General features: G+C 73.1%; 17 protein-coding genes. 11 read left to right on the forward strand and 6 right to left on the reverse strand.

Features of this window, described 5'->3' with window-relative positions; all coding sequences use genetic code 11:
- The 9 genes from GKQ77_RS01875 to GKQ77_RS01915 form a co-directional block, all read left to right on the forward strand.
- A partial coding sequence (locus GKQ77_RS01875; RefSeq protein WP_219686826.1) for a non-ribosomal peptide synthetase occupies positions 1–10,253 on the forward strand: 10,253 nt, incomplete at its 5' end.
- Positions 10,254–10,300: 47 nt separating this feature from the next.
- Positions 10,301–11,506 carry a cytochrome P450 gene (locus tag GKQ77_RS01880; RefSeq protein WP_219686827.1) on the forward strand — a complete coding sequence of 402 codons (1,206 nt, stop codon included), beginning with the start codon at positions 10,301–10,303 and terminating at the stop codon, positions 11,504–11,506.
- Between the two features lie 42 nt (positions 11,507–11,548).
- Positions 11,549–12,661: a cytochrome P450 gene (locus GKQ77_RS01885; protein WP_219686828.1), complete on the forward strand. Its 1,113-nt coding sequence runs from the start codon at positions 11,549–11,551 to the stop codon at positions 12,659–12,661.
- 12 nt (positions 12,662–12,673) lie between these two features.
- On the forward strand, positions 12,674–13,879 hold the full coding sequence (locus tag GKQ77_RS01890; RefSeq protein ID WP_219686829.1) for a cytochrome P450: 1,206 nt from the start codon (positions 12,674–12,676) through the stop codon (positions 13,877–13,879).
- 49 nt (positions 13,880–13,928) lie between these two features.
- Positions 13,929–14,141: a ferredoxin gene (locus GKQ77_RS01895; RefSeq protein ID WP_219686830.1), complete on the forward strand. Its 213-nt coding sequence runs from the start codon at positions 13,929–13,931 to the stop codon at positions 14,139–14,141.
- A gap of 204 nt (positions 14,142–14,345) precedes the next feature.
- Positions 14,346–14,945: a hypothetical protein gene (locus tag GKQ77_RS01900; protein WP_219686831.1), complete on the forward strand. Its 600-nt coding sequence runs from the start codon at positions 14,346–14,348 to the stop codon at positions 14,943–14,945.
- Between the two features lie 89 nt (positions 14,946–15,034).
- Entirely contained in the window at positions 15,035–16,321 is a 1,287-nt protein-coding gene (locus GKQ77_RS33810; protein ID WP_308117517.1) for a peptidoglycan-binding protein, read from the forward strand.
- On the forward strand, positions 16,318–17,061 hold the full coding sequence (locus GKQ77_RS01910) for an ABC transporter ATP-binding protein (RefSeq protein ID WP_308117518.1): 744 nt from the start codon (positions 16,318–16,320) through the stop codon (positions 17,059–17,061). The genes GKQ77_RS33810 and GKQ77_RS01910 overlap by 4 nt, the downstream gene beginning before the upstream one ends.
- Entirely contained in the window at positions 17,058–18,308 is a 1,251-nt protein-coding gene (locus GKQ77_RS01915; protein WP_219686832.1) for an ABC transporter permease, read from the forward strand. Before GKQ77_RS01910 ends, GKQ77_RS01915 begins: the two co-directional genes overlap by 4 nt.
- Before the next feature lie 143 nt (positions 18,309–18,451).
- Here the strand turns inward: GKQ77_RS01915 and GKQ77_RS01920 are convergent, their stop codons facing one another.
- Positions 18,452–19,459: an LLM class flavin-dependent oxidoreductase gene (locus tag GKQ77_RS01920; RefSeq protein ID WP_219686833.1), complete on the reverse strand. Its 1,008-nt coding sequence runs from the start codon at positions 19,457–19,459 to the stop codon at positions 18,452–18,454.
- On the opposite strand from GKQ77_RS01920, the gene GKQ77_RS01925 reads away from it, so the two are divergent.
- Entirely contained in the window at positions 19,407–20,015 is a 609-nt protein-coding gene (locus GKQ77_RS01925; RefSeq protein ID WP_308117519.1) for a phosphatase domain-containing protein, read from the forward strand. The genes GKQ77_RS01920 and GKQ77_RS01925 overlap by 53 nt on opposite strands.
- A gap of 53 nt (positions 20,016–20,068) precedes the next feature.
- Here GKQ77_RS01925 and GKQ77_RS01930 read toward each other — a convergent pair whose 3' ends face one another.
- Complete coding sequence (locus GKQ77_RS01930) at positions 20,069–20,290, reverse strand: dodecin (protein WP_219686834.1); 222 nt, start codon at positions 20,288–20,290, stop codon at positions 20,069–20,071.
- 294 nt (positions 20,291–20,584) lie between these two features.
- Here GKQ77_RS01930 and GKQ77_RS01935 point away from each other — a divergent pair, with 294 nt between their 5' ends.
- Positions 20,585–21,841, forward strand: coding sequence for an extracellular solute-binding protein (locus GKQ77_RS01935; protein WP_219686866.1), 1,257 nt, complete (start codon positions 20,585–20,587; stop codon positions 21,839–21,841).
- A gap of 12 nt (positions 21,842–21,853) precedes the next feature.
- Here GKQ77_RS01935 and egtD read toward each other — a convergent pair whose 3' ends face one another.
- The 4 genes from egtD to egtA are packed head-to-tail and all read right to left on the reverse strand — an operon-like array spanning position 21,854 to position 26,272.
- Complete coding sequence (gene egtD, locus GKQ77_RS01940; protein ID WP_219686835.1) at positions 21,854–22,816, reverse strand: L-histidine N(alpha)-methyltransferase; 963 nt, start codon at positions 22,814–22,816, stop codon at positions 21,854–21,856.
- Positions 22,813–23,568, reverse strand: coding sequence for an ergothioneine biosynthesis protein EgtC (egtC, locus tag GKQ77_RS01945; RefSeq protein WP_219686836.1), 756 nt, complete (start codon positions 23,566–23,568; stop codon positions 22,813–22,815). The genes egtD and egtC overlap by 4 nt, the downstream gene beginning before the upstream one ends.
- Positions 23,568–24,911 (reverse strand): ergothioneine biosynthesis protein EgtB, encoded by a 1,344-nt coding sequence (egtB, locus tag GKQ77_RS01950; protein WP_219686837.1) that lies wholly within the window; start codon positions 24,909–24,911, stop codon positions 23,568–23,570. The genes egtC and egtB overlap by 1 nt, the downstream gene beginning before the upstream one ends.
- Positions 24,908–26,272 (reverse strand): ergothioneine biosynthesis glutamate--cysteine ligase EgtA, encoded by a 1,365-nt coding sequence (gene egtA / locus GKQ77_RS01955; protein WP_219686838.1) that lies wholly within the window; start codon positions 26,270–26,272, stop codon positions 24,908–24,910. The genes egtB and egtA overlap by 4 nt, the downstream gene beginning before the upstream one ends.
- Positions 26,273–26,279 lie beyond the last annotated feature (7 nt).

Consider the following 26,279-nt stretch of genomic DNA (forward strand, 5'->3'; position numbering starts at 1 on the left):
GCCCCGACACGGTCTCCCTCAGCCCGGCGGGCGCCTCGCGCGACGCCTCGCACTATCCGCTCACGCTCGTCGCGGTCCCCGGCGGCGACCGGATGCGGTTCAAGCTGGACTACCGGCCGGACCTGTTCGACCGGGGCGCGGCGGAGTCGATCGTCCAGCGGTTCATCCGGGTCCTGGAGCGCGTGGCGGCCGACCCCGCCGCGCGGATCGGCGACATCGACGTACTGGACGACGCCGAGCGGTCGCGGGTGGTGGAGCGGTGGAACGCCACCGGCCAGCCGGTGTCCGCGGGCTCCGTGGTGGCCGCGTTCGAGGAGTGGGCGGGGCGGGCGCCGGACGCGGTGGCGGTGCGGTACGGCCAGGACGCTGTGTCGTATGGGGAGTTGGAGGCGCGGGCGAACCGGATGGCCCGCCATTTGACGGGTCTCGGTGTCGGCCGTGAGGTCAAGGTGGGCCTGTGTCTGCCGCGCGGGGTCGACATGGTGGTCGGCGAGCTTGCGGTGTGGAAGGCGGGCGGCGCTTTCGTGCCGCTGGACCCGGAGTACCCGGCGGACCGGCTCGCGTACATGGTCGCCGACAGCGGCACCCAGGTGGTGCTCTGCGCCGGTGAACCGCCGACCCTGTGCAGCACCGGTGAGCCCCCGGCCCCGCGCAGCGCCGGTGAGCCGCCGGTCGGGGCCCCGCGCATGGTGCGTATCGACGACCCGGAGACCGCGCGGGCCATCGCCGCGGAGTCCGCCGAGCCGCTTGCCGTGACCCTCCTGCCGGACCAACTCGCCTACGTCATCTACACCTCCGGCTCGACGGGGCGCCCCAAGGGCGTGGCCCTCGCTCACCACGGCGTGGCGAACCTGGCGGACGCGCTGCGCCCGGCGCTCGACCTGAACGCGGGCACGGTCATGCTGCAGTTCGCGTCGTTCGGCTTCGACGGATCCGTACTCGACGTGGCCGTCACGCTCGCGGCCGGCGGCACCCTCGCCATCGCCTCGGCCGATGAGCGCACCGAACCGGACGCGCTGACGGGGATGATCCGCGAGGCGGGCGTCGAGGCGGCCAGCGTCGTGCCGTCGGTGCTGCGCGTCCTGGACCCGGCCGACGTGCCCGGCGTACGCAACTGGGTCCTCGGCGGTGAGCTGCTGACCGCCGACCTCGCGAGCCGGTGGACTTCACAGGCACGCGTGTGGAACACGTACGGGCCCACCGAGGCGACGGTGATGGCCACCGTCGGACCGGTCGACTCCGGGATCACGGCGGGCGACGAACCCCCGGCGATCGGACGCCCCCTCGCCAACATGCGTACGTACGTGCTCGACGGCTTCCTGCGCCCGGTGCCGCCCGAGGTCACCGGCGAGCTGTACGTCGCCGGGCCCGGCCTGGCGCGAGGCTACGCGGGACGGCCCGAGCTGACGGCGGAGCGGTTCGTGGCCTGCCCGTTCGGCGCGGGCGGGCGGATGTACCGGACCGGGGACCTGGCCCGCTGGACGGCCGACGGCCAACTGGTCTTCGCCGGACGGGCCGACGAACAGGTGAAGCTGCGCGGATTCCGCGTGGAGCCCGGCGAGATCGAGGCGGTGCTCGCCGGACACGCGGCCGTGGGCCAGGCGGCGGTCGTCGCCCGCGAGGACCTGCCGGGCGACAAGCGCCTCGTCGCCTACGTCGTGCCCGCCACGCCCCCCGCGACCGGTGCGGGAGCCGGAGCGGGAGCCGGAACCGGTGCCGAAGCCGGAACTGGTCCCGAAGCCGGGACCGCAGGCGCCGACCGCGCGATCGACCCCGAAGCGCTGCGCGCGTTCGCCGGAGCCCGGCTCCCCGAGTACATGATCCCCGCGACGGTCGTCGTCCTCGACGCGCTACCGCTCACCGTGAACGGCAAGCTCGACCGGGCCGCCCTGCCCGCACCCGAACGCGCCGTCCAGGGCGGCCGGGAGCCGCGGACGCCCGTCGAAGCGGTCCTGTGCGGACTGTTCGCCGACGCGCTCGGCGTCGAACGGGTCGACGCCGACGACTCGTTCTTCGCCCTCGGCGGCGACTCCATCCTGTCGATGATGCTGGTCTCCGGAGCCCGCCGCGCGGGCCTCGCGATCACCGCACGCCAGGTGTTCGAGCACCGCACCCCGGCCGCCCTCGCGCTCGTGGCCCTGCCCGTGGACGGCGCGGCCGTCGGCGGCGGCGAACCAGGGACCGGCGAGGTGCCCCTGACCCCGGTCATGCACGAACTGCTCGACCGCGTCGGCGCCGACCAGGTGGGCCGGGTCGTCCAGTCCGCCGTGGTCGAGGCCCCGGCCGCACTGCGCGCGGAGACACTGGCCGACGCGGTGCGCGCCGTCGTGGACCACCACGACATCCTGCGCGCACGCCTGGAGACCGAACCGGCACGGCGGCTCGTGGTCTCCGGACCGGGCACGACACCCGCCGGATCGTGGGTGCGCCGTGTCGACGCGACCGCCCTGGACGCCGACGACCTGGCACGCACGATCGCCGACGAGAGCAGGTCGGCGGCGGCGCGGCTCGACCCGCGCTCCGGCGTCATGGCGCAGGTGGTCTGGTTCGACCGCGGGCCCGACACCGCCGGGCGGCTCCTCCTCGTCGTCGACCACCTCGTGGTGGACGCGGTGTCGTGGCGGATCCTGCTGCCCGACCTGGAGCAGGCCTGCGCGGCGCTCGCCGCCGACCGCAAGCCCGAACTGGAACCGGTCCCCACCTCGTTCCGGCACTGGGCGCGCGCCCTTGCCGAACAGGCCGGAAGCCCGGAGCGGATCGCCGAACTCCCGCGCTGGACCGAGCTGCTCCAGGGCCCCGACCCGCAGCTGACCGAGGTGCCCCCGGACCCGGCACGCGACGTGGCCGCCACCGTGCGGCGGGTCTCGGTGACGGTAGCGGCCGACGTCACCTCCGCCCTGCTGACCGGCCTGCCCGCCGCCTACCACGCGGGCGCCGACGACGTACTCCTGACCGGCCTCGCCGCCGCGGTCGCGCACTGGCGCGAAGGCGCCGACCCCGAGGGCGGCTTCCTGGTGGACGTGGAGGGCCACGGCCGGGTGGAGCTGTCCGACGGCATGGACCTGTCCCGGACCGTCGGCTGGTTCACCGGCACACATCCGGTGCGGCTCGACGCGGGCGCCGCCGACCTCGAAGAGATCCTGACCGGCGGCCCGGCCGCCGGCGAGACCGTGAAGCGGGTCAAGGAACAACTGCGCGCGATACCCGGCGACGGCCTCGGCCACGGCCTGCTGCGCCACCTCAACGAAGAGACCGCGCGGCAGCTCGCCGCCCTGCCCGCCGCCCGGATCGGCTTCACCTACCTCGGCCGTGTCCCTGGCGCACCGGCCGACGACGACCACGGGGCGGCGCCCGACCCCGCCGACGGGCAGCTCCCGGTCGCCCACCCCATCGAGGCCGTCGGCGTCGTCCACGACCTCCCCGAAGGGCCGCGCCTCACCCTGAGCCTGGCCTGCCCGGAACACCTCCTGGACGAGACACGGGCGCGCGCACTGGTCGAGGGCTGGGCGGCCATGCTGACCGGCCTCGCCGCCCACGCCGCGGACCCCGCCGCGGGCGGCCACACCCCCTCCGACTTCCCGCTGGTCACGCTCACCCAGAACCAGGTCGGGAAGCTGGAGGACGCGGCGCCCGGCCTCGCGGACATCTGGCCGCTCTCGCCGCTGCAAGAGGGGTTGCTGTTCCACTCGATGTTCGCGGACGAGGGCCCGGACGTGTACGTGGAGCAGATGATCGTAGGCCTCGAAGGGCCGCTGGACACCGAAGCCCTCAGGGCGTCCTGGCAGTCGCTCCTCGACCGGCACGCGAGCCTGCGCGTCGGCTTCCGGCAGGTGGCCGGGTCCGGGCAGGCCGTCCAGATCGTCATGCCCCGGGTCGACCTGCCGTGGCGCGAGGAGGACCTGTCGGACCTCGGCGACGACGCGGCCCGGGAGGAGTCGGAGCGGATCGGCAACGGGGAACGGGAGAAGGGCTTCGACCTGGCGCGGCCGCCCCTCCTGAAGGTGCTGCTCGTCAAGACGGGCCACGAGCGGTACCGGATGATGGTGACGCTCCATCACATCATTCTCGACGGCTGGTCGTTGCCCGTACTGCGGCGCGAGCTGTGGTCCTGCTACGAGGCAGGGGGCAGCGCCGACGGCCTGCCTCCGGTGACGCCCTACTCGGAGTTCCTGGCCTGGCTGGGGCGCCAGGACAAGGAAGCGGCGCAGGAGGCGTGGGGGACCGAGCTGTCCGGCGCGGAGGAGCCGACGCTGGTCGTACCCGTGACGCCGGGCGCGACGGTCGAGGCGTCCGGCGCCTCCGGCGAGGTCTTCGCCGTCGCGGACGAGGAGTTGAACGCCGCGCTCGGTGAGCTGACCCGCGCCCACGACGTGACCCTGAACACCGTGATCCAGGCCGCGTGGGCGCTGGTCATCGGCCAGCTCGCGGGGCGCAAGGACGTGGTGTTCGGCGCGTCCGTCGCGGGCAGGCCCGCCGAACTGCCGGGCATGGAGGACATGCTGGGCCTGTTCATCAACACCGTCCCCGTCCGGGTGCGCTGCGAACCGGCGCGGACCGTCGCCGAGGTCCTTACCGACGTACAGGCCAGGCAGTCCGTCCTGATGGACCATCAGTACCTGAGCCTGGGCGACATCCAGCGGATCGCGGGACCGGGGGCGACCTTCGACTCCCTCATGGCGTTCGAGAGCTTCCCCACCGGCATGGACGCGCCCGCCCAGCCCGGAGAAGGGCCTCGGGAGGCCACACCGCCCGGTCTGAGCTTCACCGAGGCCGGGATGCGCGAGTCGATCAACTACCCGCTCGGTCTCGTGGTGGACCCGCTGGGCGGGCTGCGGCTGCGGCTCACCTACCGGTCGGACGCCTTCGAGGAGCCGGCCGCCCACGCCCTGCTCGACCGTCTGGTGCGGGCCCTGCGGCAGATGGCCGCGGACCCCGCGCTCCCCGTGGGCCGCATCGAGCTGTCGGACGACGCCGAACGGTCCCTGGTGACCGAGCGGTGGAACACGCCGGCGGTGGCGGTCCCGGACGCGCTGGTGGCGGAGCTGTTCCGGGCCCGGGCGGACCGCGCGCCGGACGCGGTGGCGGTCCGGTGCGGCGAGGACGCCCTGTCGTACGGGGAGTTGGAGGCGCGGGCGAACCGCCTGGCCCGCCATCTGGCCGGGCTCGGTGTGGGGCGCGAGGTGCGGGTGGGCCTGTGCCTGCCGCGCGGGGTCGACATGGTCGTCGGCGAGCTTGCGGTGTGGAAGGCGGGCGGCGCTTTCGTGCCGCTGGACCCGGAGTACCCGGCGGACCGCCTGGGGCATGTGATCGCCGACAGCGGCGCGCGGGTCGTGCTGGGCGCCGGTGACTCCCTCGACGGCCTGTCGATGGGCGCGGCGCGGGCGGTCCTGCTCGACCAGGTGGAGACCGCGCAGGCGCTCGCGGCGCAGCCCGCCGAACCCCTCGCTGTGACGGTGACGCCGGATCAACTCGCCTACGTGATCTACACATCGGGGTCGACCGGCACTCCGAAGGGCGTGGCCGTGGCACACGGCGGCGTCGCGAACCTGGCCGAGACGATGCGGCCCGCCCTGGGCGTCGCCGAGGGCGTGGCGGTCCTGCAGTTCGCCTCGTTCAGCTTCGACGCGGCGGTCCTGGACGTGGCGGTCACTCTCACGGGCGGCGGCACGCTGGTCATCGCCTCGGGACAGGAGCGGGCCGAGCCGGGGGCGCTGGCCGAGATGATCCAGGCCTCCGGCGTCAGCACGGCGAGCGTGGTGCCGTCGCTGCTGAGCCTGCTCGACCCCGACGCGGTCACCGGCGTCGGCAACTGGGTACTCGGCGCGGAGCTGCTCACCGCCGACCTGGCGAGCCGGTGGACCCCGCAGGCACGGGTGTGGAACACCTACGGCCCGACCGAGGCGACCGTGATGGCCACCGCGGGGCCCGTGGACGAGGACATCAGGTCGAACGACGGGCCACCGCCGATCGGCCGCCCGCTCGGCAACACCGGCACGTACGTCCTCGACACCTACCTCCACCCGGTGCCGCCGGGCGTCACCGGCGAGGTCTACATCGCGGGGCCGGGTGTGGCGCGCGGTTACATCGGGCGCCCCGGCCTGACCGCCGAGCGGTTCGTGGCCTGCCCGTTCGGCGCGGGCACCCGGATGTACCGGACCGGGGACCTGGCCCGCTGGACGACCGACGGACAGCTGCTTTTCGTGGGACGCGCGGACGAGCAGATCAAGATCCGCGGATTCCGGGTGGAGCTCGGCGAGATCGAGGCCGCCCTCACCTCGCACCCCCAGGTGCGGCAGGCCGTGGCCGTGCTCCGTGAGGACCGGCCCGGCGAGCGGCGCCTGGTCGGCTACGTCGTGGCCGCCACCCAGGGCGACGCCGACGCCAAGGACGGGGACGCCTCCGTGGATGTGGAGGCGGTCCGCGAGCACCTGGCCCGCACCCTGCCCTCGTACATGATCCCGGCATCGGTCGTGGTCCTGGAGAAGCTGCCGCTGACGCGCAACGGCAAGGTGAACCGCAGGGCGCTGCCCGTCCCGGACTTCGCGGGGCGCGTCTCCGGGCGGGAACCGGAGAACGAGACCCAGGCGACCCTCTGCGCGCTCTTCGCCGAGATCCTGGACCTCGAACGGGTCGGCGTCGACGACAACTTCTTCGACCTGGGCGGCGACTCGGGCCTCGCGATGCGGCTCGCCGCGCGGATCCGCGAGAAGTTCGGCATCGAGCTGAGCATGCGGCGCTTCTTCGGCTCCTCGACCCCGCTCGGCGTCGCCAGGCTCCTGACGTCGAAGGAGCTCCCGGAGCTGCGGCCGGTCGACCACCCCGACGACATCCCCGCCACGGCGAGCCAGACGCGCGTCTGGCGGCTGGAGCGGGAGAACCCCGGCGCGGCGGTCCGGCGGGCCCCGATCGCCCTGCGGCTGAACGGCACGCTGAACCGCGAGGCACTGCGGGAGGCGCTCGGCGACGTGGCCGCCCGGCACGACCTGCTGCGCACGACCTTCGCCGACTCCGAGAGCGGTGAGCTGCACCAGCACGTCCTGGACACCGACGCGGCCCGGCCCGCCCTGCCGGTGACACCGGCGACCGAGGAGGAGCTGCCGAACCTGCTCGCCGACCATGCCGGGTACGAGTTCGACCTCACCCGCGAGACCCCGTGGACGTGCCGCCTGTTCGCGCTCTCGGAGACCGACCACGTCCTGCTGATCGTGGTGCACAGGATCGCGACGGACGACGCCTCACTGGTCATCCTGGTCCGCGACCTGGCGGCCGCCTATGGAGCGCGCCGGGAGGGCCGCGCCCCCGAACGGGCCCCGCTGCCCCTGCAGTTCGCCGACTACGCGCTCTGGGAGCGCGAGATGCTCCGGGACGAGCGCGACCCGGACAGCCTGATCGGTGAGCAGTTCGCCCACTGGAAGAAGGTCCTGGCGGGCCTGGGCGCGGAGCTGGATCTGCCGACCGACAGGCCGCGGCCGGCCGTCGCGTCCCACCGGGCCGACTCGGTGCCGCTGGTCCTCGACGGTGACACGCACGCCCGGCTGAAGGAGGTGGCCGAGGGCGAGGGGGCGACGGTCTCCATGGCGCTGCACGCCGGGCTCACCCTGCTCCTCTCGGCGCTCGGCGCGGGGCCCGACGTCACCCTCGGCACGGTGCTGCCGCTCCGCGACGAGGAAGGCGATTTGGACGGCCTCGTGGGCCCCTTCGCCGACCCGATGGCCCTGCGGACCGACGTCTCCGGCGACCCCACGTTCCGCGAACTGCTCGGCCGGGCACGGGACACGCACCAAAGGGCGGCGCAGAACACCGACGTGCCGTTCGCCCGCCTGGTGGAGGCCCTTTCCCTGCCGCCTTCCACGACGCGGCACCCCGTGTTCCAGGTACTGCTCGAAGTCCACGGTGACGCCGCCGAGATCTGGGAGTCACCCGCTCTGCCGGGCCTGAGCACCACCCGCCTGCCCGTGGGGACACCGGTGGGCGAACTGGACCTGGAGCTGAGCCTCACCGAGCGGCAGGGTGCCGAGGGCCGCCCGAACGGCGTCGACGGCACCATCCGCTACGCGACCGAGCTGTTCGACAGGTCCACCGTCACCGCGCTCGCCCGGCGCGTCGTCCGCGTCCTCGCACAGGTCGCCGCCGAGCCGGGGCTGCGCCTGAGCCAGGTGGACGTCCTCCTCGACCCGGCCGAACGCCACCAAGTGGTGGAGGCCTGGAACGACACGGCGGCAGAGGCGCTGGACCGCACTGTCGTCGAACTCCTCGCCGAGCAGGCCGCGCTGCACCCCGACGCGGTGGCCGTCACCGACCAGCACGGCGGCACGCTCACCCACGGCGCGCTGGACGCCGCTGCGGGCCGGCTCGCGGGCCGGCTGGCCGCGCGGGGGGTCGGCGCGGAGGACGTGGTCCTCGTGGCGCTGCCGTCCACGGCCGACCTCGTCGTCGCGCTGCTCGGCGTACTCCGGTCCGGCGCCGCCTGCCTGTTCGCCGACCCGAACCGGCTCATGGAGGACATCGCCTCGTGCCTGCGCCGGGCCACCCCCGCGACCCTGGTCTGCGACACGGCCCTGGCCCCGCTCCTGGCCGACGGCGTCACGGTGCCGATGCTGTTGCTCGACGCCCCGGAGGCCGAGGCGCGCGGCGCGGAGACCGTCGACGGGCCCGGTGTACGGCTGCCGCTGCCCGGCCAGGCTGCGCTCGTCCTAGGCGCCACCGCACCCGGCGCCGGAGACGGTTCCGTCGCGGGCGCGGTCATCGAGCACCGGACGCTGCGCGACCAGACCGCGCACCGCACACGCGTCTCGCCCGCAGGGCACGGGGTGACCGTCCTTGACGTACGCGCCCCCGTCTTCACGTTCCTGACCCCACTGCTCGCGGCCCTGTGCGAGGGCGGCAGCGTCCGGCTCGGAGTGCCCGGCGACGACACGACGCCGACCGCGGGACCGGACGACACGCAGTACCTCGTCACCACCCGAGAACTGCTGCCCACCGTCCCCGAACGGGCCTCCGGGCAACCGGCGTTCGCCGCCGTCACGGTCGTGGACGACACCGGGACGCCGGACGCGGCGGAGACAAGGGACTGGCCGGCACGCCATCCGCAGACCGCCCTTGTCAGCGTCCACGGCACGGCGGAGACCGCGGGCGCGTGGCTCGATCACAGGACCGAGCCCGGCGAACCGCTGCCCGCGCAGGCCCCGGCGGGACGTCCGGTCTCCCGCACCCGGGCCTACGTCCTGGACGACTTCCTGCGCCCCGTCCCACCGGGCGGCACCGGCGACCTGTACGTCGCGGGATCCTCGCTGGCCCGGGGGTACGCGGATCGCCCGCGCCCGACCGGTGAACGGTTCGTCGCCTGCCCCTTCGGACCCCAGGGAGAGCGCATGCTCCGCACCGGCGAGCGCGCGAAGCGGACGGCCACCGGCCTGCTCGCCCTGCGCGGCAAGAGCCGGGACGCGGAGCACGGTGCCAGGACGGCCCGCCGCGCCGGCGGAGACCACGGCGACCTGGAGGCCCTGCTGCCACTGCGCCCGACGGGCACCCGCCCCCCGCTCTTCTGCCTCCACACCGGCACCGGACTGAGCTGGGCCTACGCGGCGCTCCTGCGACACCTGCCGCAGGACCTGCCCGTGTACGGCGTGCAGGCGCGCGGACTCGCGGGCCCGGAGCCCATGCCGCAGAGCGTGGAGGAGATGGCCGCCGACTACGCCGAGCAGATCAGGACCGTACAGCCCACCGGCCCGTACCACCTGCTCGGCTGGTCCCTCGGCGGGCTGATCGCCCACGCGGTCGCCACCCGCTTCGAGGAGCAGGGCGAAGAGGTGCGGCTGCTCGCGGTGATGGACGGCTATCCCGAGGGATCGGGCGGAGCCGACCTGGGCCGCAGGCGCGGCCCCGACCAGGACGCGGACTCCACCCCGGCACAGCGCGGCAGGACGCTCGGCCTCGACGCCGGCACGGGTATGGATGACGGCCTCAGGGCGAACATGCAGGCCGTCATCGACAACATCGGCCGTCTCACCCCGCACCACACGCCACGCCGCTTCCAAGGCGACCTGCTCCTCTTCATCGCCGCCGATGACCGGCCAGCGGAACTGACCGCCTCGGTCGCGAGGGAGAGCTGGCAGCCCTTCGTGACGGGGGACGTCGAATCGCACGAGATCGCCGCGAGCCACTACACCATGCTGCAGCCCGTGCCGTCGTCGGACATCGGAGGCATCCTCGCGGCGAAACTCCGGACGCCCGACGAGACCGGAACGCAGTGAATCGCCCGATCCCCTGACGCGGAACACGGATGACGAAGGGACCCCGAATGGCGAAGCGACTCAAAACCGCCGCGCACACCCGCCGCAACGGCATCGAACCCATGCCCGAACTGGCGAGCATCAGCGCGCAGACACCGCTCGTCCGGGTCGACGCCGAGGGGTCGTTCTCGGGCTGGCACTGGCTCGCCACCGGCCTCGACGAGGTGCGGGCGATCCTCAGCGACGACCACAGGTTCAGCATGATCCCGCCGCCCACACAGATGCACGGCGCCGCGGGGCGCGTCGAGATCGGCAATCTCCTGCGGTACGACCCGCCCGAGCACACCCGGCTGCGGAAGATGCTGGTGCCCGAGTTCACCGTCCGGCGCATCCGCCGCCTCGAACCCTTCGTGACGGAGATCGTGACGGACTGCCTGGACGCGCTGGAACTCGCCGGGCCACCCGCCGACCTCATGCCCACCTTCGCCCTGCCCGTCCCCGGCCTGGTCGGCTGCGCCCTGCTCGGCGTGCCCCGCGACGACGCGGCCGACCTGGCACGCCACTTCATCTCCACCTCCGCCGCCGCCACCGACCACCGCACCGACCCCCGCGAACGGGAGCGGATGCGGGCGGCGGGCAACGCGTTCGTCACCTACATCCGAAGGCTCGTCCGCCAAAAGCGCCGCACCCCCGGCGACGACCTGCTGGGCATGCTGATCCGCGAGCACGGCACGGACGTCACCGACGAGGAACTGACGGGCATCGCCGCGACACTCCTCGGCTCCAGCATCGAGAACGTCGGCGGCATGCTGGCACTCGCCCCACTCGCCCTGCTCCAGCACCCCGACCAGCTCGCCCTCTTCCTGGACCGGCCGGAGCTGACCGACCAGGCGGTGGAGGAACTGCTCCGCTACGTCTCCTCCGTCCCGAACTCCATTCCCCGCTACGCCACCACCGACGTACGCGTGGGGGACCAGGTGATCAGGACGGGCGAGGTGGTCATGTGCTCCCTGCTCGCCGTCAACCGCGCCCAGCTGCCGGGCGTACCGCAGGACACCCTCGACATCACCCGTGACAGCAGCGGCCACATCGCCTTCGGGCACGGCATCCACCACTGCCTCGGCGCGTCCCTGTCCAGGCTGGAGCTGCGGATCGCTCTCCCGGCCCTGCTGCACAGGTTCCCCGGACTGCGGCTCACCGTGCCGGCCGAGCAGCTCCGGTACCGGACCTGGACGCCCAACTACGGAGTCGACGTACTGCCGGTGGTCTGGTGACCTCACGCCCTGCCGCACTCGTGCGGGAAAGGAAGACCGTCCATGCCCAAGCCGTTGAAGGACTCCGAACAAACGCCGCTCGTCGCGACCGTCGTGCCGGGCACCTCGGACCGCGCCTGGATCGCCAACGGCTACGACGAGGTGCGGGCGATCCTCAGTGACGACAGGTTCAGCACCATGCCGCCCGCGAAGACCCCCGAGGCCTCCCGGCGGCTGATCCAGCCCGGCAACCTCCTCCAGTACGACCCGCCCGAGCACACCCGGCTGCGGAGAATGCTCACGGGGGAGTTCACGCTCCGGCGCGTCCGCGCCCTCGAACCCCTCGTCGAAGGCGTCGTGAAGGACCGCCTGGACGCCATGGAGGGCGCCGGGCAGCCGGTCGACCTCGTGGCCCACTTCGTCTGGCCGACCACCAGCCTGATCGGCTGCGCCCTGCTCGGCATCCCGCGCGACGACCAGGCGGAGCTGGTCCGCCACCTCGACACCAACCGCCTCGACAACCCCGACCGGGAACAGCGGGACATGGCGGGCACCGCGTACCTCGCCTACCTCGACAAGCTCATGCGGCACAAGCGCCGCAAACCCGGCGACGATCTCCTCGGCCGGCTCATCCGCGACCACGGCGACAGCCTCACGGATCCGGAACTCACCGGAACCGCGGCGACCCTCCTCGCCTCCTTCATCCCGATCACCGGCGGCACCCTGGGCCTCGGCCTCGTAGGGCTCCTGGAGAACCCGGACCAGCTGGCCCTGCTCATCGAACGCCCCGAGCTGATCGACCACGCGGTGGAGGAGGTGATCCGCAGCGTGACGATCATCCCGCACGCCTCGCCGCGCACCGCCACGCAGGACGTCACCATCGGGGACCAGGTGATCAAGTCCGGTGAGTTCGTGGCGTGTTCACTCTTGGAGGCCAACGGCACGCGTGCGCCCGGAAATCCGCAGGACACCCTCGACATCACCCGCGACAACAGCCACCACATGGCCTTCGGGCACGGCCTCCACTACTGCATGGGCGCCTCCCTGGCCCGTATGGAGCTGCGGATCGCGATCTCGCGGCTGCTGCACCGCTTCCCCAAGGTGCGGCTCGCGGTGCCGCGCGACGAACTCCGCTTCACGGCACGGTCCGTGGAGACGCTTCCGGTGGCCTGGTAGGGGAGGGGCGAGATGCCGAACGAACCGGCGCCCGTGCCACTGCACACCCGCCGCACCCGCTTCGATCCGGCCGACGAACTGCGCCGGCTCTCCGACGGCGGCCCCGTCACCAGGGTCAGCCTGGCACCCGGCGCCGGTGACCGGCCCCTGTGGCTGGTCACCGGCTACCACGAGGTGCGCCAGGTCCTCGGCGACCAGGTCCGCTTCTCCACCAGCCGCTTCGGTGCGCGCTCGGCGGCGGGAGGCGGAGCCGCCCAGCGGCCCGACGAGGGCATCGGGCTGCTCATGGACTACGACCCGCCCGAGCACACCCGGCTGCGGAAGATGCTCACCCCCGAGTTCACGGTCCGGCGGATGCGCAGACTCCAGCCCCGGATCGAGGCCATCATCACCGAATGCCTCGACGCCGTGGAACGCGCCGGGCCCCCCGCCGACCTCGTAGAACTGTTCGCCTCCGCCGTCCCGGGCCCCGTGCTGTGCGAGCTGATCGGAGTGCCGCGCGACGACCGCGACGACTTCCTGCGCCGCTGCCACGCCCACCTGGAGACCGGCAAGGAACGCGGTGAGCGGGCGGCGGCCGGGACGGCGTTCACCCGCTACCTCGCCGCCCTCGTGGCCCGCCAGCGCAAGAACCCCGACGAGGGCTTCCTCGGCATGCTGGTGCGCGACCACGGCGACGAGTTCACCGACAAGGAACTGCGGGGCATCTGCATCCTGTTGATGCTCGCGGGCCTCGACAACATCTCCGGAATGCTGGGCCTCGGGGCGCTCGCGCTCCTGGAGAACCCCGGCCAGCTCGCCCTCGTCCGCGACGACCCGGCCGCCCTCGACCGGGGCATCGAGGAGCTGCTGCGCTATCTGTCCGTACCGCACGCCCCCACGCCCCGCACCGCGGTGGAGGACATGACGCTCGGCGGCAAGCGGATCAGGGCGGGCGACACCCTCGTCTGCTCGATCCCGCTGGCCAACCGCGATCCGGCGCTCATCGACGAGCCCGACCGGCTCGACATCACCCGCGAGCCCGTGCCCCACGTCGCGTTCGGGCACGGCATCCACCACTGCCTGGGCGCCGCCCTCGCCCGGATGGAACTGCGCATCGCCTACGGGGAGTTGCTGCGCCGCTTCCCCGGCCTGCGCCTCGCGATACCGGCGCAGGACGTGGAGTTCAGGATCCGGTCGACCGCCTATGGGGTGGAACGGCTGCCGGTCACCTGGTGAGCGCTGGGGCAAGAAGGGAGAAGGGATGAAAGAGGGAGAGGGGACGAGGATGGAGATACGAGTGGACCGGGAGCGCTGCGCCGGTTCCAGCCTGTGCCTCAGCTACCTGCCCGAGGTCTTCGACCAGTCGGACGACGACGGCAAGGTACTGCTCAGAACACCGGTGCCCGGCGCCGAGATGGCGGAGGCGGTCCGGGGCGTGGCCGCGAGGTGCCCCACCGGCGCGATCACCCTGCACGCGCGGGACGCGCAGGACGCATAGGCACTCGACGCACGGGCCCGAGACACACTCCGGAACAGCGCAGGCCACGAGCCCCCAGGCCCGTGGCCCTTCGGCATGCCCGGACGCGAAGCCGCGGGTGACAGCCGTCCCGACCGCCCCCGGGCCGGCCAACGATGAGGGCACTGTGCGGGCGCCCCGCTTTGTGTCCGCCGTGTGACCGGCGGCCGCGTAGAAGTGTGGTCCATGTTCCTCACACACAAGCGAGCGACCGCGCGCAATCGAGTCGCACCCAAGCGAGCCGTCGCACCCGCCCTCCTGGCCGCCTCCGTCTTCGTCACGGGGGCCGCGCTCACGGGCTGCTCCGGCGACTCATCCGCCGCGTCCAAGGAGAAGGAGGCATCGCCGACGAGCGCCTTCGACCGGGCCCTTGCCTACTCGGAGTGCATGCGGAGCAACGGAGTCCCCGACTTCCCCGATCCGCAGCAGGACACCGGTGGCGTCAAGCTGACGCCGGAGGGCAACGCCGACCCGAACTCCGAGGGGTTCAAGAAGGCCGTGGAGGCCTGCCAGGACAAGGCGCCGCAGGGCCTCGGCGGAGGCGGCGGCGGGGGCGGTGGCGAGGCCATCGACTCTGCCAAGGTCGCCGCGTGGGCCAAGTGCCTGCGGAAGAACGGCGTGCCGAAGTTCCCCGACCCCGAGATCAACGGCGGCACCATGAACATCGACCTCGTCGGCGCGGGCGTCGACCCGCAGAGCGCCGCGTTCACCAAGGCCATGCAGACCTGCCAGAGCAAGTACCCGGGCGGCGGCGTCATGTTCGGGCCCGCCGGGGGTGGGCAGTGACTCCGGACGGTACGGACGGGAGGGCACCGGACCGGTCATCCGGGGCCGACAGGTCGGCCGGGGCGCTGGAGCGCCACAGCAACGGCCAGGTGTCGACCAAGACGTCCAGGGACGTCGATACGGCCGTCGAGGAAGAGCCCGTCAGGGAACTCGACACGGCCGCCGCACAGGAACCCCCGGCCAAGGACGAGGAGCAGCCCGGCAGCGCCCGCAGGCGCCGCCCGCTGCGCACCTCGCTGATCGTGCTCGCCGCCACGGTGGTCGCCGCCGTAGTGGGCATCGCCGCCACCGGGGCCCTCGGCGGCGACGGCACCGACTCCGCGAGCGCCGCCCCGACGGGGCCGCCCGCGACGGCCAAGGTGGAACGGACCACGCTGACCGACTCCGAGACGGTCGACGGCAACCTCGGCTACGGCGACGCGCAGACCGTGCAGGCCCCCGCCTCCTCGACCGGCACCGGAACCGGCAGCTCAGGACAGGGCGGCGCCTCCGGCGGCGACAAGGGCGACGGCATCCTCACCTGGCTCCCCGAGGAGAGCAAGGTCATCAAGCGCGGTGACACCGCCTACCGCGTCGACGAGCAGAAGGTCCCGCTCCTGTACGGGTCCTTCCCGCTCTACCGCACCCTCAAGTCCGGCACCGAGGGCGCCGACGTCAAGATGCTGGAGAAGAACCTCCGCGCCCTCGGCCACACCGGCTTCACGGTCGACGACACCTACGACTTGGCCACCGCCGAAGCCGTGCGGGACTGGCAGGACGACCTCAACCGCGAGGAGACCGGCGAGGTCCGGCCGGGAGAGGCCCTGGTCGCCCCGGAGGCCCGGCGCGTCGCGAACGTGACGGCCACCCCCGGCGCCGCCCTGAGCGGCAACCTGTTCTCCTGGACCGGCACCGAGCGCATCGTCGGCGTCGACCTGGACGTGCAGTTCGAGGATCTGGTCGACAACGGCACCGAGGCCACGGTCAGGCTCCCGGACGACACCACGGTCAAGGCCGAGGTGACCGACATCGGCACCCCGTCGACGTCCAAGGGCGACGACTCCGGTTCCGGCGAGTCCGACTCCGGCTCCGGCGGCTCGGGCGGCAACGAGGACCCCACGCTCCCCGTCGAGTTGACGGTGAAGGACCAGAAGGGGCTCGGCCGCTACCAGGCCGCCGCCGTCGAGGTCACCCTGAAGGCCGAGACCCGTAAGGACGTGCTCGTCGTTCCCGTCAACGCCCTCGTGGCGCGGAAGGGAGGCGGCTACGCCGTGGAGGTCGTCACGGCGGACGGCACCGCGCTGCGCCCGGTCAAGCCCGGCATGTTCGCGGACAGCAGGGTCGAGATCTCCGGGTCCGGCATCAAGGAAGGCACCGTCGTGGGGGTCCCCAAGTGACCTGGCAGGCAACGGGGGTGACCACGGACCGCCCGGTGGTCGAACTGGCGGGGGTCTCCAAGACGTACGGGGACGTCGCCGCCCTGCGCGACGCGGACCTCGTCATCCGGCGCGGTGAACTCCTCGCCATCGTCGGCCCCTCGGGTTCGGGCAAGTCCACCATGCTCAACATCATGGGCACCCTGGACCGCCCCACCCGGGGCACCGTGCGCATCGACGGGCACGACGCGGCGAGCCTGAGCGACCGCGAGCTGTCCGCGCTGCGGGCCGGCACCATCGGCTTCGTCTTCCAGCAGTTCCACCTGGCCTCCGGAGTGCCCGCGCTCGACAGCGTCGCGGACGGGCTCCTCTACAGCGGCAGGCCGCGCGGCGAACGGCGCCGCCTCGCCGAGAAGGCGCTGCGCCGGGTCGGCCTCGGCCACCGCCTCTACCACCAGCCGCACCAGCTCTCCGGCGGCGAGAAGCAGCGCGTGGCGATAGCCAGGGCCGTGCTCGGCGACCCCCCGCTGCTGCTGGCCGACGAGCCGACCGGCGCCCTGGACTCGCGGTCCGGCGCCGTGGTGATCGAGCTGCTGCACGAGCTGCACGAGGCCGGCACGACGGTGGTCGTCATCACGCACGACCGGGACATCGCCGCCACCCTGCCCCGCGAGGTACGGGTCAAGGACGGCCGCCTGGAGCAACACTCTGGCCGCGCGGGCGCGTCCACTTCCCTGGTGCCCGAGGAGGCCGTGCGATGAGCGCGACGAACACGCTCGGGGAACTGGCGGGCGCCACGAGCCCCGAGCCGCCGCGGCGGCCGAAGCCCGCCCGGATGAACCCGGCCGACGTGCTGCGGGTCGGCGGCTCCGGACTGCGCTCACGGCCGATGCGGGTCTTCCTCTCGGCGCTCGGCATCGCCATCGGCATCGCCGCGATGATCGGCGTGGTCGGCATCTCCACCTCCTCCACCGAGGACCTCAACCGCAGGCTCCAGGCCATGGGGACCAACCTCCTGACCGTCACGCCCGGCCAGTCCTTCGTGGGCGACGCGGCCCATCTGCCCGCCGAGTCCGTCGAGATGATCGGCAACATGGACGACGTGGAGTCGGTCTCCGCCATCGGCAAGACCAGCGCGAAGGTCTACCGCAACGACCACACCCCCAAACAGGAGACCGGCGGCCTCACGGTCGCCGCCGCCCGCACCGACCTGCCGAAGTCGGTCGGCGCCGAGATCGTCGACGGCCGCTGGCTCAACGCCGCCAACAGCCGCTACCCGGCCGCCGTCCTCGGCCCCAAGGCCGCCGAACAGCTCGGCGTGCACAGGGCGGGCCCCGATGTGAAGGTCTGGCTCGGCGGCCGCTGGTACACCGTCGTCGGCCTGCTCGCGGCCAACGAACTCGTGCCCTCGCTGGACTCCTCGGTCCTGGTCGGCTGGAAGATCGCGGAGCAGGAACTGGGCTTCGACGGCTACCCGACCGCCATCTACACCCGCGCCGAAGAAGCGGCCGTCAACGACGTCCAGAGCGTCCTCGGCGCCACCGCCAACCCGGAGACCCCCAGCGAGACCACCGTCTCCCGGCCCTCCGACGCGCTGGCCGCCAAGGAAGCCACCGACGACGCCCTCAGCGGACTGCTGCTCGGCCTCGGCGGGGTCGCCCTGCTCGTGGGCGGGGTCGGCGTGGCCAACACCATGGTCATCTCCGTACTCGAACGCCGCTCCGAGATCGGTCTGCGCCGCGCACTGGGCGCCACCCGGGGCCAGATACGCACCCAGTTCCTGGCCGAGGCGCTGCTCCTGTCCGCCCTCGGCGGGCTCGGCGGTGTCCTGCTCGGCATCGCTGTCACCGGCGGCTACGCCTCCTACCAGGGCTGGCCGTCCGTCGTCCCCCTCTGGGCGATGGCAGGCGGAGTGGGCGCCACCCTGGTCATCGGTGGCCTCGCCGGGTTCTATCCGGCGGTACGGGCCGCCAGGCTGCCCCCGACCGAGGCACTGGCCACCACCTGACCCGCCGAGAGGCACCACCTGGGACCGCGGTGCGCCCGCTGGAACCATCCCCCGTGCCACGGGGGCACCGCGCCCGCCCGTTCCGCCCCGGGCCGATCCCGGCAGGCGGCACGGGCGGGACCTCAGGCGGTCCGGGCGGGACCTCAGGCCCGGGGCAGTCCGGCGATCTCGGCCAGGCCCCGGAAGGAGTCCAGGAGGCCTTCACGGTCGTACGTACTGGTCGTCACAAGTACCTCCTGGGCGCCGCTCTCCTTGATCACCCGCTCAAGACCGTCGGCGACCTGCTCCCGCGTGCCGTACAGATGGCCCCGCAGCCCCGACTCGTAGAGGCCGCGCTCCTTCTCCGTCATCGTCAGGGCCTCCACGCGCTCGGCCGGGGGAAGCGGCGGGAACGTCCCGTGCGTCCGGGAGTACGCCATCGACCAGGCCTCCGGTATCAGCAGCCGGCGGGCCTCCTCCTCGCTCCGCGCGACGGCGACCGTGCCCGCGATCACGACATACGGCTCCGCCAGCCAGGGCGAGGGGCGGAACCCGCCGCGGTACGCCTCGATGCCGCGCAGCATCTTCTCGCGGCCCCTGATGTCCCCGATGACCAGCGGAAGACCGGCCTCGGCGGCGATCGTGGCGCCTTCGCCCACGGCGAGGACGTACGGCGGGACGGTGAGGCCCTCCGCGGGGCGGGCCCGCACACCGGTGCCGGACGTGCCGCGGAACCAGCCGAGCAGCTCGGTCAGTTGCGCGGCGAAGTCCTGGGCGACGTGCTTGTCGCGTCCGAGCGCCTTGCGCACCCCGTCCGTGAACCCGACGGAACGGCCGAGCCCCATGTCGATCCGGCCCGGGAAAAGCGACTCAAGCACCCCGAACTGCTCGGCCACCACCAGCGATTGGTGGTTGGGCAGCATCACACCGCCCGTGCCCACCCGGATGGTCCGGGTGGCCGCCGCGACGGCCGCGGCGAGGACCGTGGGAGCGGATCCCGCGACGCCCGGCACGCCGTGGTGCTCCGAGACCCAGAAGCGGTGGTAGCCGAGCGCCTCCAGCTCCTGGGCCAGGCGCACGGTGTCGCGCAGGGCCTCGGGCCCGTCGTGCCCCTCACGGGTGCGCGAACGGTCGAGGACGGAGAACCGGGTTGCCGCGATCACTGAACTCACGCTCGGTTCAACACCTGACAGCCGCGATCATTCCCGCCGCGCCGATCACGCTGATTACGCTGATGCCGTGACCGACGACAAGAGACCACTGGCCGTGTTCGACCTGGACAACACCCTCGCGGACACCGCGCACCGCCAGCGGTACCTGGAGCGCAAGCCGCGTGACTGGAACGCCTTCTTCGCCGCGGCCCCGCACGATCCGCCGCTCGCGCCCGGCATCGAGCTGGCCCTGGCGAGCGCGGAGGAGTGCGAGGTCGTCTACCTCACGGGCCGCCCCGAGCGCTGCCGCGCGGACACGGAGGCCTGGCTGGCACGCCAGGGCCTGCCGGCGGGCCGCATCTGGATGCGCGGCAACGCCGACCGGCGCCCGGCGCGCCGCACCAAACTGGAGATCCTGCGCGACCTCGCCCGCACACGGGAGATCCGGATGCTGGTGGACGACGACGAGCTGGTCTGCGCGGACGCGGCCCGCGCGGGCTTCACGGTCGTACGAGCGGACTGGGCGGACAGCTCGGAGGCGCTGAAGACCGCCCAGGAGAAGGAAGGCCGCACCTGAGCGGACCTGAGCGGACCTGAGAGGACCCGAGAGGCGCCGTCAGGGGGACGCGACTACGTGAGATCGCCGTCCTCCAGGCGGAACCCCACCTTCAGGCCGACCTGGTAGTGCTGGATCTCCCCGTCCTCGATGTGCCCCCGCACCTGCGTGACCTCGAACCAGTCAAGGGAGCGCAACGTCTGCGAGGCCCGCGCGATCCCGTTGCGGATCGCCTGATCGACGCCCTCATGAGAGGTGCCGACGATCTCGGTGACACGGTAGGTGTGGTTCGACATGGGGGAATTCCTCCCGGCCGTGGGTGACGTCGTGGAGTGCGTCACTCCACCGTGCACCAGCGCGCGCGGACGCGCGAGACGGCGTACCCGACGGAGTGCCGGCGCAGTACCCGAGGTAACGGAGTATCCGGGGTGTCACAGGTATCCGGGAGTTACCCCTTGACCGGCCCTTTGGTACAGACCAAAATCCAGCCAGTACCCGTTCGAGCCATCTGCTCACCCCCCGCGTCGGGCTGACCTTCCCCTGTCCGCAGGCAGAAAGTGACCCACGTGAACCCGCACCGCCGCGCCGCCATGCCCCTTGCCCTGGCCCTCTCCTCGACCCTGCTGCTCGCCGGGTGCGGGCTGCTGCCGGGGGAGGACGAGCGCCGCACCGTCACCGTCTGGATGATGAAGGGCAGCGCGTCCCCGGAGTTCGTCGCACGCTTCACCGAGGACTTCGAGAAGGAGCACCGGGCCATCGACCTGGAGATCCGGGTCCAGGAGTGGACGGGCATCGGCGCCAAGGTCAAGAAGGCCCTCAAGGACAAGAGCGCGGACGGGCCCGACGTCATCGAGGTCGGCAACACCCAGGTCGCCCAGTACGTCGACGAGGGCGGCCTGTACGACCTGACGCTGGAGTCCGCCCGCGACCTCGGCATGGACGACTGGCTGCCGGGCCTCGCCGAGCCGGGCAACTACAAGGGCGCCCAGTACGGCATCCCCTGGTACGCCGCCAACCGCGTCGTCATCTACCACAAGGACCTCTTCGCGAAGGCGGGCATCAAGCGCCCGCCCCGGACCCGCGAGGAGTGGCTGGCCGACACGGAGAAGCTCAACACCGGAGGGAATCAGGGCATCTACCTCGCGGGCCAGGACTGGTACACGCTCGCCGGATTCATCTGGGACGAGGGCGGCGACCTCGCCGAGGAGACCAAGGAGTCCTCCGGCTACTGGCGCGGCGCCCTGCACTCGGCCGCGGCGCTGCGCGGCATGGAGTTCTACCAGCGCCTCCAGGCCTTCGGCAGGGGCCCGCGCGACGCCGACGAGGAGCACCCGCCGCAGGCCGGGGTCTTCGCGGGCGGCGATGTCGCCCAGATCGTCGCCGTGCCCGGCGCGGCGCGGGCCATCGAGGAGAAGAACCCCGAACTGAAGGGCAAGCTCGGCTACTTCCCGATCCCCGGCAAGACGGCCCGCAAGCCCGGCGCGGTCTTCACCGGCGGCTCCGACCTCGTCGTGCCCGAGCACAGCGACGACCACAAGGGCGCCGTGGAGGTGATCGCGGCGCTGGCGGGCGAGAAGTGGCAGACCGACCTGGCGAGGACCATGAACTACGTGCCCAACAAGGCGAAGCTGGCCCCCGCCGTGGCGGGCGAGGAGGGCGTCGCGGCGATGGCCGTCGGCGCCGCCAACGGCCGGGCGACCCCCAACTCGCCGCGCTGGGCCGCCGTCGAGGCCGACAACCCCATCAAGGGCTATATGACCGCCGTCCTGACGGGCGGCGACCCGGCGACCCGGGCCCGGGAAGCCTCCCGCAAGATCACCAGGACGCTGGACCTCGGCGGACTGTGAGCGGGCGCGCGCCTACACCGGCGTGCTCAGCGACAGCGCGAAGCGCCCCCTCTCATCGGTCCACCAGTGCGTCAGATCCAGCCCGCAGGCGGCGAGTTCGGCCCGTACCCCCTCCTGTCTGAACTTCGCCGAGATCTCCGTGCGCGTCTCCTCGCCCGCGGCGAAGTCGACGGCCAGGTCGAGCGCGGGGATCTTCACCGTCTGGTCGGCCGTCGAGCGCAGCCGCATCTCGATCCACTCGTGCTCGCGGTCCCAGACGGCGACGTGGTCGAAGGCGGCGGGGTCGAAGTCCGCCCCCAGCTCGCGGTTGATCACCGCGAGGACGTTCTTGTTGAACGAGGCCGTCACCCCCGCCGCGTCGTCGTAGGCCGAGACGAGCACCGACTCGTCCTTCACCAGGTCGGTGCCGAGGAGCAGCGCGTCGCCGGGGGAGAGCAGGTCGCGTACCGAGGAGAGGAACGCCGTGCGCTCGGTGGGCAGCAGGTTGCCGAGCGTGCCGCCGAGGAACGCGACCAGGCGCGGACCGGGCGTGCCCGGCAGCGCGAGGCCGCGCGTGAAGTCGGCGATCAGGGCGTGCACGTCGAGCGAGGGCCGCTGTGCGAGCAGGGTGTTCGCCGCGCCGGTCAGCGCGCTCTCGCTGACGTCCACGGGGACGTAGGTGTGCAGGGAGGTCATGGCGTCGATCAGATGGCGGGTCTTCTCCGAGGATCCGGAGCCCAGCTCGATCAGGGTGCGTACGCCCGTGATCTCGGCGATCTCGGCGGCGCGGGCGACCAGGATCTCCCGCTCGGCGCGCGTGGGGTAGTACTCGGGCAGGGTGGTGATCTCCTCGAAGAGGGCGCTGCCGCGCGCGTCGTAGAACCACTTGGGCGGCAGCGTCTTCGGGGTGCGGGTCAGGCCGTGCAGTACGTCGGCGCGCAGCGCGGCGCCGGTGGCGTCCTCGGGCAGGGTGCGGGTCAGCAGGAACGGGCTCACGCAGGGGGCTCCTTGAGCGGTGTCAGCAGTACGTCGGTGCGGCTTGCGGCGAGCAGGGTGCGGTCGGGCACCTCGCGCCAGTGCGGATCGTCGTCGTAGGGCTCGGAGGCGACCACGGTGCGGCGGCCGGGCTCCGCGAGGTACCACAGGGTGTCGCCCCAGGCGGTCGCGGTGATCGTGTCGCCGTTGGTCAGCAGGAGGTTGAGGCGCGAGCCGGGGGCCGCGGCGGCGACCTCGAGGACGGTGTCGGCCAGCGCCTGGCCCTCCTCGTCGCCGCCGCGCAGCCGGTGCAGGACGAGCGCCCACACCAGCGCGGAGTCGCAGCGCGCCTCCATCGAGAGCAGCTCGGCCGGCGGCAGGCCCCCGGCGAGGGCGGCGAGCGAGCCCGGCCAGCCCGTCACCGCGCCGTTGTGGCTGAAGAGCCAGGGCCCGGCGGCGAAAGGCGCTGCCGCTGCCTCCCCGTCCGCGCCCGCCAGCGTGGCGTCCCGCACCGCCGCGAGCAGCGCCCCGGAGCGCACGACCCGGGCGAGATCGGCGAAGGACCGGTCGCCCCAGATCGGCCCGGAGCGGCGGTAGCGGCCGGGCACGGGGTCCCCGTCCGCGTACCAGCCCACCCCGAAGCCATCGGCGTTGACCGTGCCGTAGCGCTGCCGGCGCGGCGCCCACGACTGGCGGAACAGGCTGTGCGCGGGCTCCACGAGGAGCCTCCCCAGCGGCTCCGGCGCGCCGAGGAAGGCGATATGACGGCACATCAGACGGCCTCCGGGGCCGGCGCCTCCGCCGGTCCGGCGTCCCGTGCCGTGCGAAATCCGGCGAAGATCTGCCGCCGTACCGGATGGTCCCAGTTGCGGAACGTGCCCCGGCAGGCCACCGCGTCCACGGAGAACGCGCCGCCGCGCAGCACCTTGTAGTCACCGCCGAAGAACACGTCCGAGTACTCGCGGTAGGGGAAGGCGGCGAAACCCGGGTAGGGCAGGAAGTCGCTGGACGTCCACTCCCACACATCGCCGATCAACTGCCGGATGCCCAGCGGCGACTCGCCCGCCGGGTAGCTGCCCGCGCGGGCCGGGCGCAGATGCCGCTGCCCCAGGTTCGCCCGCTCCGGGGTCGGGTCCGCGTCGCCCCACGGGTAGCGCAGGGAGCGGTCGGCCACCGGGTCGTGCCGGGCGGCCTTCTCCCACTCCACCTCGCTGGGCAGCCGGCGGCCTGCCCAGCGCGCGTACGCGTCGGCCTCGTACCAGCTCACGTGCAGCACCGGCTCGTCGGCCGGCACCGGCTCGACCGTCCCGAAGTGGCGGCGCAGCCACTGGCCGCCCTCGCGCCGCCAGAACAGCGGCGCGCGCAGCTTGTTCTGCCGGACCATCGCCCAGCCCGCCGGAGCCCACCAGCGGATCTCCTCATAGCCACCGTCGTCGATGAACCGCTGGTACGCGGCGTTCGTCACCGGAGTGGTGTCGAGGAAGAACGGCGGTACCAGACGGCGGTGCGCCGGACGTTCGTTGTCCAGGGCCCACGGCTCGGTGGAGGTGCCCATCGTGAACGGGCCGCCGGGCACCAGGACTTCGTCGGGTCCGGTGAAGTCCGGCCCTGGCTCCGGGTCCGGTGCGGTGAGCGCGCTGGGGCCCGAGCGCAGCTGGTGCGTGATGAGCATGGTCTCGTCGTGCTGCTGCTCGTGCTGCGCGATCATCCCGAACGCGAAGCCCGCGTCCGTGAGCGGGGTGCCCCGCAGCGTCGTCTTCTCCAGTACGTCGAGCGCGCGGCCCCGCACCTCGGCCGCGTAGCCCCGGGCCTCGGCGGGCGCCAGGAGCGGAAGGCTCGGCCGCTCCGAGCGGGGATGCTCGAAGGCGTCGTAGAGCGGGTCGATCTCGGGCCGCATGGCGTCGCGGCCCGCGACCGCGCGCAGCAGCCACTGCTCCTCCTGGTTGCCGATGTGCGCGAGGTCCCAGACCAGCGGCGACATCAACGGCGAGTGCTGCGCGGTCAGTTCGGTGTCCTCGACGCACGAGGTGAGGAGCGTCGTGCGGTCCCGGGCGGTGAGCAGCGCGGCGCGGGCGCGCTCGCGCAGGGCTTCCGGGTCGGTGATGGAGCCGTTCATCGGCGGGAGTCCTTCCCCGTGGCTTCTTGGTGTCGATGTGCGCCGCCCGGCCCGTCCGGCAGGCCGTCGCCCGGGCCGTCCAGCAGGTCGTCGGCCGGGCAGCGGCCCCGCGCGACATACCGGTCGGCGAACGCCGCGACCGCGTCCCGCACGGACGCGTCCGCGCCCATCCGGGGCAGTGCGTCGAGGGCGGCCGCGAAGCAGACGGCGGCGGCCTCGCGCAGCTCGGCGTCGGCCATGCCGTGGCGCGCCGCGTCCAGCCACAGCGGACTGTGCGGACCGGCGGGAGAGCCCGGCGGCCCGTCCCGCTCGGCGAGCGGCTTGACGGCCCGGTAGGCGGTCTCGGCGGCCTCCGGGTCGTCGAAGAGCGCGCTCGTCACGGCGAGCGGCACGATCCAGCCGTCCTCGCCGGGCTGCGCGTCGACCATCCGCAGCTCCAGGTGGCCGCGCGGGCGGACCGGCGGGAAGAGCGTGGTCAGGTGGTAGTCGAGGTCGTCGCGGGTGGGCGGCCGGGGCACGCCCGAGCGGGCCCAGGCGCGGAACGTCAGCCCTTCCGGTGCGCTCCACGGCCCTTCGCCCGGCGGCCTCTTGACACACATGACCGGCGCGTCGAGCGCGTGCCGCGTCCACGTCTCGCGCGGTTCCCCTTCGAGCGGCGGCGCGCCGGACCTGCCGGGTTCGATGCCCGCCCACACGGCCTGCCGCGTGGAACGCCAGCCGGTCGGACGGCCGTCCTGGAGAGGGGAGTTGGCGAACGCGGCGACCAGCACGGGGCCGAGCAGATGCGCGAGCCGCCAGCGGCGCGCGTAACCGAGCGGGCCCGGCTCCTCGTACCCGGCGTCGAGGCAGATCTGCACGGACGCCGTGGAGCACATCATGCGCCGCCCGGCGGGACCGCCGCGGTCGAGGCAGGACTCCAGCGCATCGTAGCGGGGCTCGCGCAGGATCCGGGATGGCGGCCGCCAGGGGTCGGCGCCGATCCCGCTGAGGGTGAGGCGGTGGGAGCGTAACGCGTCACGGACGAGGCCGAGATCGGCCCGCATGACCGTCACGCACTCCGTCAGGGAAGCGGCGGGCAGCGAGCTGAGCTCCAGCTGGCCGCCGGGTTCGACGGTGAGGGACGCGTGCAGGGGCAGGGCCCGCAGTGCGGCGTAGGCCGCTTCGAGGCGGGCGGCGGGGACGGGCACCTGGGCCAGTCCGGGCTCGTGGACGAGCCATTCCAGTTCGACACCAAGGGCGCGGGGCGGCCCCGTCTTGAAGCAGATACCGCGGACCAGCGCTTCCACCTCCGCCTCGGTCACCGGGTCCGGTGCCTTCGTGTGCGGCGGTGTGAGGTGCTTCGTACAGTCTCCCTCGGGCATGCGGGGA

The organism is Streptomyces anatolicus, assembly GCF_019400875.1.
GTDB lineage: Bacteria > Actinomycetota > Actinomycetes > Streptomycetales > Streptomycetaceae > Streptomyces > Streptomyces anatolicus.